Source organism: Flavobacterium sp. NRK F7, assembly GCF_024054195.1.
In the GTDB taxonomy this organism is placed as follows: domain Bacteria; phylum Bacteroidota; class Bacteroidia; order Flavobacteriales; family Flavobacteriaceae; genus Flavobacterium.
This window is the reverse complement of sequence record NZ_JAMXLB010000001.1, coordinates 2,401,832-2,418,747: the sequence shown is the minus strand read 5'-3', so window position 1 is coordinate 2,418,747 and position 16,916 is coordinate 2,401,832. Positions and strand designations below refer to the sequence as shown.

At 31.6% G+C, this 16,916-nt stretch carries 13 protein-coding genes; 6 read left to right on the top strand and 7 right to left on the bottom strand.

The window, feature by feature from the left end:
* Positions 1-8 precede the first annotated feature (8 nt).
* Both NHF47_RS17285 and NHF47_RS10875 read left to right on the top strand, forming a co-directional pair.
* Positions 9-851, top strand: coding sequence for an SRPBCC domain-containing protein (locus NHF47_RS17285; protein WP_308219265.1), 843 nt, complete (start codon positions 9-11; stop codon positions 849-851).
* 75 nt (positions 852-926) lie between these two features.
* Complete coding sequence (locus NHF47_RS10875; RefSeq protein WP_252764945.1) at positions 927-1,337, top strand: VOC family protein; 411 nt, start codon at positions 927-929, stop codon at positions 1,335-1,337.
* A 199-nt stretch (positions 1,338-1,536) separates the two neighbouring features.
* Here the strand turns inward: NHF47_RS10875 and NHF47_RS10870 are convergent, their stop codons facing one another.
* From NHF47_RS10870 to NHF47_RS10860, 3 genes are all read right to left on the bottom strand, one after another.
* Positions 1,537-2,262, bottom strand: a complete 726-nt coding sequence (locus NHF47_RS10870) for a hypothetical protein (protein ID WP_252764944.1) — start codon at positions 2,260-2,262, stop codon at positions 1,537-1,539.
* Between the two features lie 267 nt (positions 2,263-2,529).
* A complete protein-coding gene (locus NHF47_RS10865) occupies positions 2,530-3,585 on the bottom strand; it encodes a hypothetical protein (protein WP_252764943.1) in 1,056 nt (351 codons plus the stop codon).
* A gap of 155 nt (positions 3,586-3,740) precedes the next feature.
* Positions 3,741-4,313: a hypothetical protein gene (locus tag NHF47_RS10860; RefSeq protein WP_252764942.1), complete on the bottom strand. Its 573-nt coding sequence runs from the start codon at positions 4,311-4,313 to the stop codon at positions 3,741-3,743.
* Between the two features lie 451 nt (positions 4,314-4,764).
* On the opposite strand from NHF47_RS10860, the gene NHF47_RS10855 reads away from it, so the two are divergent.
* Positions 4,765-8,511 carry a PAS domain S-box protein gene (locus tag NHF47_RS10855; protein ID WP_252764941.1) on the top strand — a complete coding sequence of 1,249 codons (3,747 nt, stop codon included), beginning with the start codon at positions 4,765-4,767 and terminating at the stop codon, positions 8,509-8,511.
* A 113-nt stretch (positions 8,512-8,624) separates the two neighbouring features.
* A complete protein-coding gene (locus tag NHF47_RS10850; protein WP_252764940.1) occupies positions 8,625-10,502 on the top strand; it encodes a U32 family peptidase in 1,878 nt (625 codons plus the stop codon).
* Positions 10,503-10,580: 78 nt separating this feature from the next.
* Here NHF47_RS10850 and NHF47_RS10845 read toward each other — a convergent pair whose 3' ends face one another.
* The 4 genes from NHF47_RS10845 to NHF47_RS10830 all read right to left on the bottom strand — a co-directional run bounded on the left by NHF47_RS10845 (position 10,581) and on the right by NHF47_RS10830 (position 14,778).
* A complete protein-coding gene (locus NHF47_RS10845) occupies positions 10,581-11,573 on the bottom strand; it encodes a glycosyltransferase family protein (RefSeq protein ID WP_252764939.1) in 993 nt (330 codons plus the stop codon).
* A 237-nt stretch (positions 11,574-11,810) separates the two neighbouring features.
* On the bottom strand, positions 11,811-12,107 hold the full coding sequence (locus NHF47_RS10840) for a hypothetical protein (protein WP_252764938.1): 297 nt from the start codon (positions 12,105-12,107) through the stop codon (positions 11,811-11,813).
* A 126-nt stretch (positions 12,108-12,233) separates the two neighbouring features.
* Positions 12,234-13,490, bottom strand: coding sequence for a hypothetical protein (locus NHF47_RS10835; RefSeq protein WP_252764937.1), 1,257 nt, complete (start codon positions 13,488-13,490; stop codon positions 12,234-12,236).
* A gap of 16 nt (positions 13,491-13,506) precedes the next feature.
* Entirely contained in the window at positions 13,507-14,778 is a 1,272-nt protein-coding gene (locus NHF47_RS10830) for a hypothetical protein (protein WP_252764936.1), read from the bottom strand.
* 223 nt (positions 14,779-15,001) lie between these two features.
* Between NHF47_RS10830 and NHF47_RS10825 the strand changes: the two genes are divergently transcribed.
* Complete coding sequence (locus tag NHF47_RS10825) at positions 15,002-15,631, top strand: response regulator transcription factor (protein WP_252764935.1); 630 nt, start codon at positions 15,002-15,004, stop codon at positions 15,629-15,631.
* A gap of 4 nt (positions 15,632-15,635) precedes the next feature.
* Positions 15,636-16,397 (top strand): hypothetical protein, encoded by a 762-nt coding sequence (locus NHF47_RS10820; protein ID WP_252764934.1) that lies wholly within the window; start codon positions 15,636-15,638, stop codon positions 16,395-16,397.
* Positions 16,398-16,916: the final 519 nt, after the last annotated feature.

Sequence of the window (16,916 nt, the reverse complement as noted above, 5' to 3'; positions counted from 1 at the left end):
ATAAAAACATGATAGCACAAAAATTTGAAGTAACCATTAACGCAAAAGCAGATAAAGTGTGGGACGTTTTATGGAATGATTTAACGTACATGCAATGGACAAGTGTGTTTTGCCACGGTTCTTATGCGGTATCCGATTGGAAAGAAGGAAGTCGCATACACTTTTATTCTCCTGGAGGAAAAGGAATGTATAGTACTATTATTGCTTTAAAACCCAATGTAGAAATGACGTTTAATCATTTAGGGGAAATTGATGATTACAAAGAACTCCCAAATAACGAAAAGGCATCGGAATGGAGTAATTCAAAAGAACAATATTTACTTACGGAAACAAATGGTAGTACGCATGTAGTAGTTAACTTAAATTCTGTTGAAGAATATGCTACCTATTTTGAGGATGTGTTTCCCAAAGCTTTAGCTATAGTAAAAGAGCTATCAGAACGAAATTGCATTACCATAACCACAAAAATAAAAGCACCCATTGAAAAAGTATGGAACTATTGGAATCAACCCGAGCATATTACCAAATGGTGTGCTGCTTCGGATGATTGGCATACACCAAAAGCAGCAAACAATTGTGTAACAGGTGGACAGTTTACCAATACGATGGCTGCAAAAGATGGTAGTTTTAGCTTTGATTTTTCAGGCACGTATACAGCGGTAAAACCCAATGAATTGTTAGCGTATACATTAGAAGATGGTCGTATTGTGAGAATAATTTTTGTACCCGTTAAAGATCAAATACAAATTATCGAAACCTTTGAAGCGGAAACACAGAATCCTATGGAAATGCAACAAACAGGGTGGCAAAATATTTTAGATAATTTCAAAAAATACGTTGAAAATAACTAATTTAGAAGGCAAACCAAAAGGAAACTGCTCCATAGAGATACGAATTCTATTGAAAACATAAAAAATAAACAAAATATGAAACCAAAAATCTTTATCAATTTACCTGTAAGCAATTTATCAAAATCAATGGATTTTTATTCGGCTATCGGATTTACAAATAACAAACATTTTACGGATGAAACCGCTGCTTGCATGGTTTTTAGTGAAGAAATTTATGTCATGCTATTAACACATTCCAAATTTAGTGAATTTACCTCAAAAGAAATTGCCACTACATCTAAAACTGCTGCTGCCATTTTATCCTTGGAACTAAAAAACAATCAAGCGGTTAATGAAATGGCAGAAAAAGCCCTTCAAGCGGGTGGAAAAGAACCAAACGAACCGAAAGACTATGGTTTTATGTACTTAAGAGGTTTTGAAGACCTTGACGGACATAATTGGGAAATCTTCTATATGGATATGAGTCAAATGCCTAGTAATGGCTAATTAAAAAAGTGCCCTCTTTTGGAGGGCACCTTAGGTATTTTGGTTGGAAAATTGTAAACGAATTTGTAAGTGTTGTTATACAAAGATAGTGATTTTTTTTAAATCTTTATTTTTTTAACCACAATAGTGTCACCCTGTAAAGGTCTCATTAGAAAATAGCAACCTATCAAAGATGCTAAAACAAGTTCAGCACTACAAGTTACTCCACCTCAAGCACTACCACAATTTTACTAGCATCCTCTTCTAAAGGCATAAAAGTATCATTTGTATGCTCAAAAAAAGCTATTTCTAGTAACGTAAAAAGGGTTCCACTACCCGCTTGGGATTGGTCTGGTAAGGAAACCGTCACGATTTCAGGCAAGGTGGCTTTTTGAAAATAGGCAATCGAACTACTGTACAACCAGCTTTCATTAGTTATAAAATCAAAAAAAAGAAAATGGGTTGTTACCCCTATACTATTAGAATGTACTGGAAAAAACAAAGCTGGCGTTGTAAAACTCAAACTTGTATCGTTTAGCGTAACTTCTTCTAAACCCAAAGGGCTCATAGGATTAAAAGGATAATATTGCAAAGCTGTTTTAGCTGAAGGGTTTTGTAGGGCTTGTGCCAATTGGCGTTTTCCTTTTTCAGAAATGGTATCGAAAAGAAGTAAACTTCGCATCTTTTTAGTAAAAGCATTCACTATTGCTAAATTGTTACTTTTAGGCAAAATTCCCTTTAATGCCATTCGAATGGCTTTGCATTGCGAAGACAATTTTCCAAACTCATGTGCGTTTTGCCTGCATTTTTCGTATTTTTTATTGTGGTATAAGTCGGTACTACTAAAACCGCTTATACTTCTAATAATCATTTGTCCGTTTAATTCATAAATTACATAATTCCCTATTCTTCTAGAAAAGGTGCCTTCTACTTCTATTTTAGCCATAGTGCTGTTTGTTTGTATGGTTGCGCTTTTGTTCGGGTTTTGTTCAGGCTTTGTTCGGTGTTGTGGTACCCCTTTTGCAAGTAAACAAAACTAAAAGGGGTTACAAACAGGATATCTTTCGAAAAAAACGAGAATAAAAACAAAAAGAAACCATAAAAATCGTGCCGTTTTTTTAATAACTTCATACTATTTGAAAAGAAGAAAGGAAATAAAAAAAAGGTCGCCTTATGACGACCTTTCCCATTTAAAAAACTAAACTTAAGAACGTTAATTAATTCCTATGTAAGGATTTAGCGTATAGGTCATACTGAAATTCCCAAAATTTTTAAAATAGTTATTCACGAGTTGGGCTGGATTAGTAGCCAATTCACCTGCTCCAGGAGCATCGTCTTTATCATCCCAATTCCAAGGTGTATTGGCATTACCCGAACCTTGTGTAGAAGGAAATGATTTGGCATTGTTTAAAAAAGCGGTATTAAAACGTCTTTCCCAAAAACCATTGGCTTCAAAAATGTTAACCAACTTGTATTTTACATTGCGATCGTCATTATTAGAAGGTACTTCAGCAGTGGTTAAACTGGGGTAATATTTAATACCATCGCCAATGATTTTATAAGCTGGCCAAGCTTTTAAACCATGTCCTTTTGATTCTTGAGCTGTCACAGGATGCAATTCATTATTATAATTTTCATAGGACACACTTCCATCAATGCTTTCTTGATTGGCTTGTAAGGGACTTCCAGAAGGAATGAAAGAATAAAAATCGGAATGTGCGACAGTTACCATACCTTGAAATTCACCGTAACCATTATTTGCAGTCGATTTTTTAATAATAGACAATTGTCCTTCTAAATCGTTCTCATGGTAGTCAATTCCAAAGAAACAGATGTTAGTCCAGTCTCTAGGATGGAAAAATGCGTATATAATGAAGAAATGTGTATGGGTTTCAACCACCGAATAATAACAATGCGCTGTAGGTTGGTATCCTCTATTGGGTTCAATATTGTTCCAGTTATTGGATGAATTCCAATCGTTATCAAAATTAATTTTGGTAATATAATCTCCTCTTCCATTCATAGAACCACAACCTGCGTTGTCTACATCTTGGTGATGCACTGGTGCCCAACGTAAAACTAAATTGTCATAAAAGGCAGCCGACTCTCGAGCTGCTTCATTTACAGATTCTTTTTTTTGAACCGCTTGTACTTCTTCATCTATTTCTGATGTGCTACAACTTGTGAGGGTTACTAAACCTAAAATATTTAGCAGTACCATTTGTAAACCTTTGATAATAAAGGAACTGTTTTTTTTCATGTCTTTCATTTGTTTGTTATTTACAAAGAAACTAAAGACAGATTAACTCATTATTTCTAACTCATAAAGGAATCGTTATGGTTTAAGGATTGGTGTTAACAAAAAATAAAGAGCCTCTTTCCATACAAAAAAGAGGCTCAAATAAAAGCATAACAAATTAAGATTTACAATGTCACCGTTCCGTTAAATGTACCTTCATTGCAGCTATCTAGATTGAGTACAGCATGCAATTGATGTCCGGGTTGTAAAGAAAGACTTCCTTGATGCAACGCAATTGCATAACCATTCATAGCTACTGAAATAATGGTATTTGCCGTACAATGCGGGTTTCTAGTAAAGTGATAATTATAATCGTTAGGATTATTAGTGCGAATAATAATTTCAATGGTTTCTCTAGTATTCGTAAAATAGGTTAAACGTTCTAAACCGTTTCCTAAATTTTCCAATGAAGCATCTACAATAAGCCAATCAAAACTATTGTATCTACCATTTTGATTGCGAATGCTTCCTAAAGCATAAACCACTTCTTCACAATGGTGTTTTTTAGGTTTTTGTGCTTTTGGTTTTTTGTGTGGTTTAGGAGTATAAACCGGTCTAGGCTCTTCTTTTACAATAATCACTTTAGGAGTGGGTAAATTAATACTAATGTCTACACTACCGCCTATTCTAACTTGTGCGTGCGCATAACTAAAAAAACTTACTGCTATAAGGACTACTATTGGTTTTAAATTTTTCATAAGGCTTTATTTGTTTTAGTTGTTTTTCTATTAGACGTTAACCAAAGTTTATGCCAATATTTAAAATGAAAAGCAATGAATTTGTAAAAACTTAACAATCAATATTTTAATAACCAACATATTTTCTTTTCTTGTTTGTGTTTAAAAGAATAGATTTCAATTAAAGTGATTTCTTACAATCTTTTTGCAAATGAAAGTTAGATATTTTCAAATTTTTATTTTTTCAATTTTAGCAACTACCAAGTAAAATGGTATTATTTTTGCATTAGAGAAATTACTAATTTTATACTATTATCAACAGTATTTAGAATTCTTACTAATTTTATGTTATAAAACAGACGAAGAATACAAAAAATTAGTATTTTTAAAAGATTATCATTATTAATAAACTTTATTATAATGTTATAAATTTGTCGTTTACTTGAGTACCAGATAGAAATTTTAAAATTGCATGAAAGACATTGAAAGAGCCTATGAAGCGCTACTGAAGAAGACGAATGCTCAAGAGGCAGAAATTGAAAGCCTACGCAAACAGTTAGCGCAGGAAAATTCGATTGAAAAAAGTGAAGATACCTATAAGAATCTATATCATGCTTTATTAGATAACAATGATAGTATTGTTATTTTAATGGATGAAAACCTAAATACGCTATATAGAAGTAAATCGTCTGCCTTAATAACAGGTTGGACAGATGAATCGCATCTTAATACACCACTCTTATATTATATCCATCCAGATTATGTGAGTTATGTACACGAAATGATTCAACAATCTTTAGATCAACCTCGAACACCTTTAAGCATTACACTACAAGTTAAACATGAAAATGGGAATTATATTTGGTTAGAAGGGGTTATTAACAATCGGATGGATGACGTTAATATCAAAGGGATTATCGTTATATTAAGGGATATAACCGAACGAAAAAAAATATTTGAACTCATTACAGATGAAAAAGAAAAGTTTGCTAAAATAGCCGCTACTTCTCCTGGTTTAATTTACTCGATGAGGCAAAATAAAGACGGTTCCTTAACCTATCCTTATGCGAGTGAAGCAGTAGGCGAAATTTACGGTTTTACACATGATGAAATTAGAGACAATCCCAATAAGATTTTTGAATTAATTCATCCTGAAGATATACAGTTTGTAATTGATAGTGTTACGAATACAAAAACCAATTTAGTTCCTTTACAATGTACCTATCGTTACTATCATCCTAAAAAAGGATTAGTATGGCATGAAGTCAATTCTTTACCTGTAGTAGAAGCCGAAGGGACGGTTATTTGCCACGGTATTGCCACAGATATAACCGAACGTATATCAACCAAACAAAAAATTGTAAAAGCCAATCGATTGTACCAATTTATTAGTCAAATGAACCAAATGATTGTGCGTACAACCGATGAAGATACCATTTTCCAAGAAGCCTGTTCTATTGCAGTAAATGTGGGTAAGTTTAAAATGGTATGGATTGGTGTTAAAGAAGAAATTTCAGATAAAGTCATCCCTAGAGTTATTGCAGGAGAAGACAATGGTTATGTTGAGATGATACAAAACACCTTGTTGGATAATCAAGAAACTATTATTTCCTCTCGATGTGAAGCTATCAAAAAAGATCCCTACATTGTAATTAATGATATTTCACAAGACTATATTATGAGTTCGTGGAAAGAAGAAGCCTTGCAAAGAGGATACCAATCTTTAATGATTTTACCTATTCGAAAATTTGAAGAGACAGTGGGTATTTTTTGCTTTTATGCAGCAGAAAAAAACTTTTTTGATGCGGAAGAAATAGCTTTATTAGAAGAAGCCACTTCCGATGTTTCCTTTGCTTTAGAAGTGTTTGAGAATGAGAGAATTCGAAAAAAGGCTTTACAGGAAATGACCGAAAGTGAAAATCGTTATCATATTCTTACAGAAATTTCACCTGTAGGTATTTTTAGAACAGATGCTTCAGGTTACACCACATATGTAAATCCAAGATGGTCAGAAATAACGGGTTTACCCTATGAGAAAGCATTGGGTAATGGCTGGTTAGAAGCAGTTCATGAAGAAGACCGCATTTCTTTACAAAAAGGCTGGGAAAGCGCAACGGAACACCAAGATTTATCTTTATCTGAATACCGTTTTATAAAACCGGATGGTTCTATTGTTTGGGTAATGGGACAAGCCATACCTGAAAGAAATGCAGAAGGTGAAGTGGTTGGGTATGTAGGCACTACAACTAATATTACAGAACGTAAAAAAGTAGAAGAAGAGTTCAAAAAATCGTATGAAAAATTAGAAGCAATTATTGATGCGATTCCTGATTTATTGATTGAAATTGATTTAGAAGGAAGAATTTATAACTATCATTCACATAAAGAAGATTTATTGTCTCATTCAACTACTGCAATTATAGGGAAATCCTTTTCAGAAGTATTACCCAAAGCAGCAACAGCCTGCTTCTCTTTAGCATTAAAAGAAGTAGCTACCAAAGGATTTTCAACTGGGAAGCAATATGATTTAGAATTAGCCAATGGAACACATTGGTTTGAATTATCCATAGCTCCTATGGAAGAATCAGAAACCAATGAACCGCATTATATTTGTCTTTCACGAGATATTACTATTGCCAAACAATCGGAAATTGAATTACAAAAAAGTAGAGAACGTTATCGCGATATTTTAAATAATTTAGATGCCGGTATTGTAGTTCAAGCAACCAATGGAACCATTCTTTTAAACAATGTTAAAGCAGCAGAATTGCTCGATATTAAAATTAATGCGACCGAAATACCCAATTGGATTTTTCTCCATGAAGATGGTTCTATGATGGCTAAAGATCAGTATCCTGTTCAACAAATCCTAAATGGTGGTTTGCCTATTAAAAATTTAATTCTAGGTGTAGCCAAATCTACTTCTGAAAAAACAACTTGGCTACTCTATAACGCTTTTGCAGTAACTAATTCCGAAGGAGCAATTATTGAAATTGTTTCGAGTTTTATTGATATTACAGAACGTAAATTAATGGAAATAGAAATTCTAAAAGGAAAAGAACAAGCAGAAGCAGCTAATAAAGCTAAAACAGATTTCTTGGCTAATATGAGTCACGAAATTAGAACCCCTCTAAATGGAATTATTGGTTTTAGTCATTTATTAATGGAGTCGAATTTAGAAAAAACACATTATCAGTACATGTCGACCATTAATGAATCGGCATCTTCCCTATTAAAAATTGTAAATGATATTCTCGATTTTTCAAAAATTGAATCGGGTAAATTTGAATTGAATATTGAAGAAGTTGATTTGTATGAATTAACCCAACAAGTTGTGGATTTATTTCAGTACCAAGCCAATCAAAAGAAATTGAATTTAGTACTCCATAAAGGCAAAAATGTTCCCCAATATATTTTAGCAGACGTAGTTCGATTGAAGCAAATCTTAATGAATTTGTTAAGTAATGCTATAAAATTCACAGAGTTTGGCGAAATTCAATTGAATATTACTGCATTAAAGCATACATCGGAGGAAGCTGAACTTCAATTTTCAGTTAATGATACTGGTATTGGTATTCGTATCGATAATAATGAAAAGATTTTTGATTCTTTTGTACAAGAAGACACCTCTACAAGTAGAAAGTTTGGAGGAACTGGTTTAGGCTTAGCCATTTCAAACCAACTCCTTGCCCTTATGGGAAGTAAATTAGAACTGGAAAGTAAGTATGGAGAAGGTAGTAAATTCTTCTTTACCATTACCGTTAAGAAAGTAAACTACAGAAATGAAAATCGCTTTACTGTTAAAAAGAATGTTCGTGACATTCCTACTTTTGATACAGAAATAATAAAAAGACACCGTATACTAATTGTTGAAGACAATAAGGTTAACATGTTACTAACCAAAACTTTAATTCAAAAAATAAACAACAATATAGAATTATTCGAAGCCACAGATGGTTTAGAAGCTATTTCTCTTTTTCAAAAAGAAGCAATTGATTTGGTTTTAATGGATGTACAAATGCCTAACATGAATGGCTATGATGCCACTAAAGAAATCAGAGCGATTGATAAAGGAAATGACATTCCTATTATTGCTATTACCGCTGGTATTTTAGCCCATGAAAGGGAAAGGTGTTTTGAAGCAGGCATGGACGATTATCTTTCTAAACCCATTATTAAAGACGATTTAGAAACCATTCTAACCAAATGGCTGGTTTAAAAGTCTAAATATTGCAAGCTATTGCAACTAAAATGAAATATTCTTCCTATTATTTCTGAACTATTTTATAATTTTGCACTTTCCAATACTTTTTGGAAAGTAAGTATTTAAATATGAAACAGAAGGTTGAGATTTTGGCTCCAGCCAAAAATTTAGTGCAAGGAATTGCTGCAATTAATGCAGGTGCTGATGCCGTTTATATGGGAGCTCCTTTATATGGAGCACGTACTAATGCTACTAATTCGGTAGAAGATATTGCGGAAATGGTGGCCTACGCCCATTTGTTTAAAGCACAAGTTTTTGTAGTTTTAAATACCATTTTATATGAAAAAGAATTAGAACCTTGTGAAAAATTAATTCATGAATTATACGCCATAGGTGTAGATGCGCTTATCATTCAAGATATGGCAATTTTAGAAATGAACTTGCCTCCTATTGTACTTCATGCCAGTACACAAGCGAATAATAGAGATCCTAAACACGTTAAGTTTCTAAAAGATGCTGGAATACAACGTGTAGTTTTAGCCAGAGAATTGAACTTAGACCAAATTAGAGAGATTCATGAAGCTAGCGATGTAGAACTAGAATTCTTTGTTTCTGGAGCCTTATGTGTATCCTTTAGTGGAAATTGCTACATGAGTATTGCAGGTGGAGAAAGAAGCGCTAATAGAGGTTCGTGTGCCCAAAATTGTCGTTTACCTTATAACCTTACAGATGGAACAGGAAAGACTTTAATTTCGAATAGTCATTTGTTATCCATAAAAGACTTGGATTTAAGCGATCAATTACCCAATTTAATTGAAGCCGGTATTACTTCTTTCAAAATTGAAGGTCGTTTAAAAGATGTGGTGTATGTAAAGAATAACACTTCCTTTTTACGTAAAAAATTAGATGCCTTTTTAGAAAATAACGACCAATTTCAAAAGGCTTCATCAGGAAAAACTTTTTATAATTTTGAACCAGAAATGGACCGTAGCTTCAATAGAGGTTATACCGATTATTTTGTAAACCAAAGAAAAGCAAAGATTGGAAGTTGGAAAAGTCCAAAGTCACAAGGACAATACATTGGAAAATTAATTGAAATTAAAGCCAATGGCTATGTCATTGAGAATTCAGATAAACTAAACAATGGTGACGGTTTGTATTTTATTAATGAAGCAGGTGAAGCGGATGGTGCACAAATCAACATTATTGTGAATAATATAGTCGTTCCCAATACGTTTAAAACGATTCCTATTGGTACAGAAATCTATAGAAATTCGGATGCAGAATTCAATAGAATAGTCGAAAAAGAGAACAGTGCGGTTCGAAAAATAAGTGTCGATTTAGTCTTTACAGAAACGCAAGATGGCTTTATGTTAGTAGCCACAGACGAAGATGGTCACACGAGTATTGCGACTTTAGAAATAGAAAAAGAAGTGGCTAAAAATGGTAATGATACCGTTCCGAATATAAAAGCGAATCTTGTTAAAACGGGAAACACCCCATTTATGGTTGAGAATGTTGCTGTAGAATTTTCAAACAATTGGTTTTTACCGATTTCTAAAGTAAATGAAATTAGAAGAACCGTTTTAGAACAGTTAATTGACATTCGTATTAACGAATATCATAGAGAAGAATTTCAAATACAACCAACCAATCATCCTTATCCAGTTCAGGAATTGGATTTTACTTATAATGTTTCCAATAGTTTGGCTAGACAATTCTATAAACGTCATGGTGTTACTGAAATAGAAAAAGCATTTGAATTACAATGGGATCCTGGTAAATCTAGAGTAATGGTAACCAAATATTGCGTCAAATATGAATTGGGCAAATGTGCTCGTTTTCAACGCGATACCATGGGAGAAAAAGTTGTTGAGCCTTTAACCTTAACCCATGGTGAAAACGCCTACAAATTGAAATTCAATTGTAAGCCCTGTGAGATGGAAATTTGGGAAAAAGATGCCGAACTAGAGTTTATCGATGAAGATGAACAATTTTTATTATAATTTGATTATTGGATTGTTGTATTATTGGAAATAAAAAATCACTAATTCCTAATTTATAATTCATAATTTTTCTAATTCCTAATTACGTTTATACGTATCAAACAAATACGCTAAGGTTTCAGGAATATTATTCGCTTTAATTTTTGGATATACTATTTTGCTATTCAACCAATTTTCGATAACTTGGTTAAAATCATCTTGTACCTCATATTCTACAGGAACACCCATTGCTTTCAACGCAGCAGCATTGCATTCTTGCTCATAATGCGACTTAATTGGTATCGAAAGTAATTTCTTTTCTAAAAACAAAGCTTCAGAAGGGGCTTCAAAACCTCCACCTGTAATAATTCCTTCACAATGAATTAAACTTTGATTGAAGTCTTTTTGGTTTACCGGAAAATAAGTGATGTTTTGTACCGTATGTTTTTCTTTAACCGTGTCTAAAAACCAATGAAAATGGATCTGAGGTAATGATTGAAAGGCCCTTTCTAAACAATCTTTATCAAAAGAAGGCAAATAAACCGTAATATGATTTAAGTTGGTTGGTGTAGCTTGTACAATTTCATCTTTAATAATTGGGGGATGAATAAAAGAATCATAGGGTTGAAAATGCAACCCTAAATTTTGAGGTGCAGGAGCATAATTTTTGAAGATAAACTCCCCTACTGTACTCCTGCTTTCAGGTCTTGGCGTATGTTCAGATAAAAAACTGGCTTGGTGTCCAAACTGCACCGAATGCACTTTTTGTAATTTACACGCTAAAGCGGTCACCGAATCAAAGTCATTAATAATAACATCATATTCCTTTAAAGGCAAGTCACTCGCATCTTTATACATTTGATACGGTTTGAACTTTTTAACGATGTTCCAATAATCCAATCCACCGCATTTACTATAAAACAAGCTGCAACCTTTGCTTCTATACTTTACTGGAATAGTTGCTGAAAGTGTGGCATTACTACCACTTAAAAAAAAATCTACTTCGCCGTATTTTTGGAGATAAGGAAACAATTGTGTGGCGCGACTAATATGTCCGTTTCCTGTGGCTTGAACCGCATAAAATATTTTCATAAACCAAAGTTACACAGCAGAAAAAAGTAAACCAACTACATTTACGCTACTGTATTTCAAACAAATGTAGGAATTCAAAGCATTGAAAATCAGCAATAAAAAAAGCTTAATTATTTTTTAAAAGTACAATGAATTATTTTTATGAATCTTTAAATTATAGTTAGGAAAAGATGTCTTTTTCTTTCTAAAAATGTTTTTGGTACAAAAACTTTACATTTTAAAACAAAAAAAGCACGGTTAGTCATTGAGAATTTCAATAACCTTTCCGTACACTTGTTTGGTCCATCCATTAATGTGACCGTGATTGTTACCAATAAGCAAACCGCGTTTGTCGTTTTTGCCTTTGACTAAATGCGTGTAGACATTTCCTCGTACTTTGCAATACACGATGTCTCCTACCTCACATTCTTCCCAAGTAATGGGAGCCAATCGAACGGCTTGTCTGGATTTTAAAATAGGCAACATACTGTTACCTGCTTCTCGAGAAATAATCGTTTCTCCTGCTATTAGTTTTTGAATTTTAATTGTATTCATTTTTAAGTATTTATTATTTTGATAATTAATTTAAGTTGATTATCAAAACATAAAAAGCTTACTATTAGCAAGGACAAAATAAAAAAACTCCTGCGTAATTATTTTACGCAGGAGTTTTTATAACTATTATTCTATTCCCTTTTCTAGACTAATCTTTTTCACTTTAGACAAATTATATGCTATACCAAAAAAGTGTCCAAATTTAAACTCACTTTGTATAGGTATGGTTCCAGAATCTCCAAGATTGTATGAACCTCCAACTTGATATGAATCGGCAATTCGATCCACTTTTCCCATACTTATACCCGCTGTAAGAATTACACGTTCTTGTTTGCCTAATATTAATCCACCTCCAAAAAGAATTTGCAATTTTTCATTTTGTGTTAAAGCTGCACCAAAATTTAAGGTAGGCACAGCCCAAGAATTCATTCGAATATACGTATTAATCATTGAGCCAAATGCTATATCGTATTCTCCTTTATTTTTTTGAGTTATAATCTTATTTCCAGAAATATTCAAATCATCTCTTTTATCAAATTCAAAATCATATAATGATGATAAGAATAATCCTGCACTAACATCTATTTTTAAACCACCTCTAATCCAAATTTTATAAGGTTTAGATGTGAAACTCAAATCTTCTTTTTTGGTTTCTTTGTCAAAGCGTTGTAATTTAAACTCTATTACGTCAATATTTTGCCCTTGAACATCAATAGGTAATGTATAAATCTCTAAATCAACGTCATATAATTTATGAATAATGTTATCTAAGCATTTATCAATTTTCTCTTGAGTTGCTAGAAGTTTTTTCTCAACCCCTTCATATATAGTGTCATTTTTGTACTCTTTTAAACTTTCAAGATTAAGGAGTGCATAGTTTGATAATTCTTTTGCACTTTCAAGAAAAATTGCTCTTTCCTTTTCTAAATCTTCAACATTTAAGGAACTTTTTTTTATTACTATTTTATACAGACTTTCAACTTCAATATTTAAATAATTAACATTTTGATTTAGATTATAATCGGTTTCTACAATTTCATCAATTGTCATTTTTTGGTCTAATTCTTGAATTGTATCTGGAAGAATATTTTTATTATTATTCTCTTTAATCTTTTCTATTTCTTCTTTAATTTTTTCTTCATCAGAGAAAAACGAAATACTTTTTGTATCAATTTTATAATCATATTTAAAAGGATTACCGTTAATTAATTGAATAGAAATCATATCTTTTGATTTAGCAGAAAGCCATTTGTGATTGCTTGAATTAGAAACATTTTTCCCATTTGGAGCACTTACATCAATTTTAATTACTGTATTACTTTGTTGGCTGTAACTTATTATTGTAAAAAATAAAAAGCTAGCTATTAATTTAACTGTTTTCATAATTTCTTTGTTTGCATTATTTTTTCCATTCCACTATGACATCATCTGTTACTGGATTAATGTTTAATTTGAAGAAAGCATTTGGTATTGAAGGAGTTAAAATTATTTCTTTATTATCATAGGTATTAACCTTAACATAACTTAGATTTGGTCTTTTATTATCGATTGGGTCTGGCAAATCAAATAAAACAGGATTTATAAATGAAATTTCTTTATTTGGTGTTTGATCTTTTTTAATTTTATATATAATATCAAATTCTTTGTAAGAGAATGTTAAACTAGAACTTCCACCACCACCATAAGGTCTTGGATCAGATGAACATGTTATAACACCTTTGATTTGTTGTTCTGTAGTGTGATCAAAGCTGTAACCACCTCCATAACGTTTGTGCCAATCAGTAACAACAATTGTAGTTGGATCAAAAATGCGCCCACCTGATGGATTAAAATTAAAAGAAGTGCTACTATTACGTCTATCTCCTCTCCAATTACTAGCTCCAGTTCTACAATCACAACTATATAAAATAGGATTGGTGTATCTTCGTTCTGGAACTTCTTGTTCATAAAAAACGGTAGCATTCCCAATATTAAAAGGTACAATTGGTATTATAAAAGGTTCTGTTTTACTTTTCCTAATTCTGAATAAACCTTTGCGCCATTTAAAATGAATACTGGCTTGTAAATAATGTAAGTCGTTACCCGTTTTTATTTGGCTAGAATCTATTTTAAAAACTAATTCTACATGATTAGATTGAATAGGTTTGTATATTTTACCATCCACATTTATTTCAATTGCATCAGAACGATCAAAATTTGCTCCATTAATTTTTATAAAATATTGTTTCGTGTAGTTTGTTACAAATGGAGGTGTATTATATCGAAGTGTATTGGGTTCTTTCTTCTTGACTAGAAAATCATTTGCTGCCATTGCAATTTTTGTTGCAACTATATCAATTTGATCTATTCTTTCCTTAATAACTTTATCAAACTCTGCTGACAGACTTAAAATTTCATTGAATAAGTTTTGTTGGCTCTCCCTTAATATTTTATCTGTATTTCCAATTGTACCATCAATCTCTTTTTTTAATCGTGATGTCATTGACAAAATCATATTTCCCGAGTTTCCAATAGCATTTGTAGCTACATTATCAATCGAATTTATTTGATTTGATACTTTGGCATCAATTTCTTCTAATGCAACTAACGCAGCAGCTGCAGATGTTTGTGCTTGTACATTGTATATTGTGAATATCACAAATATTACCAATTTAAATACTGTTTTTTTCATGATTTTATTGTATTAGTTATTGGTTCAAAGGTATTTAGAGTATACTATATCAAACCATTACCCTTTTGGGTGATATTCATTATCCTATTTTTAAAATTATTTTTTGTAAGTTTTTTTTTAAATAAGATTTGTATCTTTAGAGAGGTTTAAGAGAAATATCACCCAAAAGGGTAATTGCTCAATAAATAGCTTTTTTTCAATTTTGCTATGAAAATAATATCCTATGAAAGTTAATGTAGCCATAGTTGAAGACGATAAAAATTACAATCAAGCTTTAAAGAAAATTATTGATTTTCAAGAAGACATGATTTGCGTGGCACAATTCTTTAATGGTACTTCTGCATTAAAAGAATTAGAAAAATTGGATCCTGATGTTGTGCTTATGGACATACAGCTTCCAGATGCATCTGGAATTAATTTGGTTTTTAAATTAACGGAAACCATGTCGCAAACTACCTTTATCATGTGTACCAGTTTTGAAGACGATGATAAAATATTTGCTGCTTTACGTGCAGGTGCAAGTGGTTATTTAGTCAAGGGAGAACCCATGGAAAAAATCATTCAATCCATACAAGAAGCACATAAAGGTGGAGCACCAATGAGTTTTGCAATTGCTAAAAGAGTTTTGCATCATTTTCATGAATCGAAAGTACAAGTACACGATTTAGCTTCTTTAACACCTACTGAAAAAGAAGTATTGGAATTATTATCTGAAGGCTTACTTTATAAAGAAATAGCCGATAAAAAATGTGTTACCATCGATACTATAAAAAAACATATTGGTAATATTTACAGGAAATTACAAGTAAACAACAAAATTGAAGCAATTAATAAGTTAAACCAAAATAAATAACAACATGAAACACAACAAACAATTAAACGAAATTGTATATCTTATTGAAAGATATTATATTGAAGAGAAAATTAGTCCAAAGGATTTAGAGACCATTCAAACTTTTTGTGCTTCATTAACAAATGAAAGTCTGGAAAAAAGTAAGTTTCAATTACATTATGAATTTTTAAAATCAATAGGTTTTTTTGATGCTCCAATAAAAAATCCGGAAAAATATTGGCATAAATTTAATTGCTATTTTAGAGATAGTGAACTAAGCAAAATTTTTGCGATAAAATCAACACTTTTAAGTGAGTCTATTAATAATAAAAAAGATGTTATATTAAAATTTGTAGAAATCGAGGGTAGTTTTGATTTAATATATATTCTTGATGATACAGCTTATTTAATTAATGATCGTGAAGAACTTGAAGAACTAAAAAACAATCAATATTATGTAGATGCTTTTGACAGAGGATTAGGTACAAAATTAGATAAAAATTATGATTTACTTACGGGTAGACAAAATCAAAAAAATACTAGAAAAGTAACCATTACTTATAGTACAAATTTTGAAGATTTTACCCCTGATAACGATTCCTATATAATTATTATGCCAGGTATTGTAGATGATGATAAAGTTCCAAATCATGATAGATTTACCTTAATGATGCGTTTTGGAAAAAAAATAAATGGTACTATCAATAGGAATACAAATTTTGAGTTGACACATTTCGATACATTCCAACTTTGCCCTCCATATCCAGATGGTCAAAATCATTGTTAAATATGCTAACAATCATTTATTTTACACTACTACTACTTTGCCTTGTCGCTTCGTTTATAAATCAAGTCTCAAGGCAAAATTTGTTATACCTATATTTTTGCATGGTTCTTATATTTGAATTGGGTTTTATTTCTAAACTCATTCCAAATGCAGTATATCATTCTTCTCCATTATTTTATATTCCTTTTTTTAGTTATTTTTTTCAGAGCCAAATTAGTATGAATAAGAAATTAGTGGCAAATTTTGGAATTATTTTTTTAATTTCAAGTTTTGTTTTTTTTTCGTTAGAAGGTTTTGATAAGTATTCTGTTCTCGCTGGTACATCAATGAGTATTGCATATATTGTTTATTGTCTTTTATGGTTTTTATCACAAGTTATTAACCCTGACCAATATTCCCTTTTAAAAAAACAAACATTTTGGATTAGTTGTTCTCTTATAATTTGGTCGGTTTTTTTTATTTTTAGATCCATTCCTATGTATTGGTTAAACATACATGATTATGCATTTTTAATTCAAA

Coding starts and splice junctions, on each gene's coding strand:
- NHF47_RS10820 (WP_252764934.1), top strand. CDS start 15,636: ATGAAACACAACAAACAATTAAACGAAATTGTATATCTTATTGAAAGA.
- NHF47_RS10840 (WP_252764938.1), bottom strand. CDS start 12,107: ATGAATACAATTAAAATTCAAAAACTAATAGCAGGAGAAACGATTATT.
- NHF47_RS10855 (WP_252764941.1), top strand. CDS start 4,765: ATGAAAGACATTGAAAGAGCCTATGAAGCGCTACTGAAGAAGACGAAT.
- NHF47_RS10870 (WP_252764944.1), bottom strand. CDS start 2,262: ATGGCTAAAATAGAAGTAGAAGGCACCTTTTCTAGAAGAATAGGGAAT.
- NHF47_RS10875 (WP_252764945.1), top strand. CDS start 927: ATGAAACCAAAAATCTTTATCAATTTACCTGTAAGCAATTTATCAAAA.
- NHF47_RS10830 (WP_252764936.1), bottom strand. CDS start 14,778: ATGAAAAAAACAGTATTTAAATTGGTAATATTTGTGATATTCACAATA.
- NHF47_RS10845 (WP_252764939.1), bottom strand. CDS start 11,573: ATGAAAATATTTTATGCGGTTCAAGCCACAGGAAACGGACATATTAGT.
- NHF47_RS10860 (WP_252764942.1), bottom strand. CDS start 4,313: ATGAAAAATTTAAAACCAATAGTAGTCCTTATAGCAGTAAGTTTTTTT.
- NHF47_RS10850 (WP_252764940.1), top strand. CDS start 8,625: ATGAAACAGAAGGTTGAGATTTTGGCTCCAGCCAAAAATTTAGTGCAA.
- NHF47_RS10865 (WP_252764943.1), bottom strand. CDS start 3,585: ATGAAAGACATGAAAAAAAACAGTTCCTTTATTATCAAAGGTTTACAA.
- NHF47_RS17285 (WP_308219265.1), top strand. CDS start 9: ATGATAGCACAAAAATTTGAAGTAACCATTAACGCAAAAGCAGATAAA.
- NHF47_RS10835 (WP_252764937.1), bottom strand. CDS start 13,490: ATGAAAACAGTTAAATTAATAGCTAGCTTTTTATTTTTTACAATAATA.
- NHF47_RS10825 (WP_252764935.1), top strand. CDS start 15,002: ATGAAAGTTAATGTAGCCATAGTTGAAGACGATAAAAATTACAATCAA.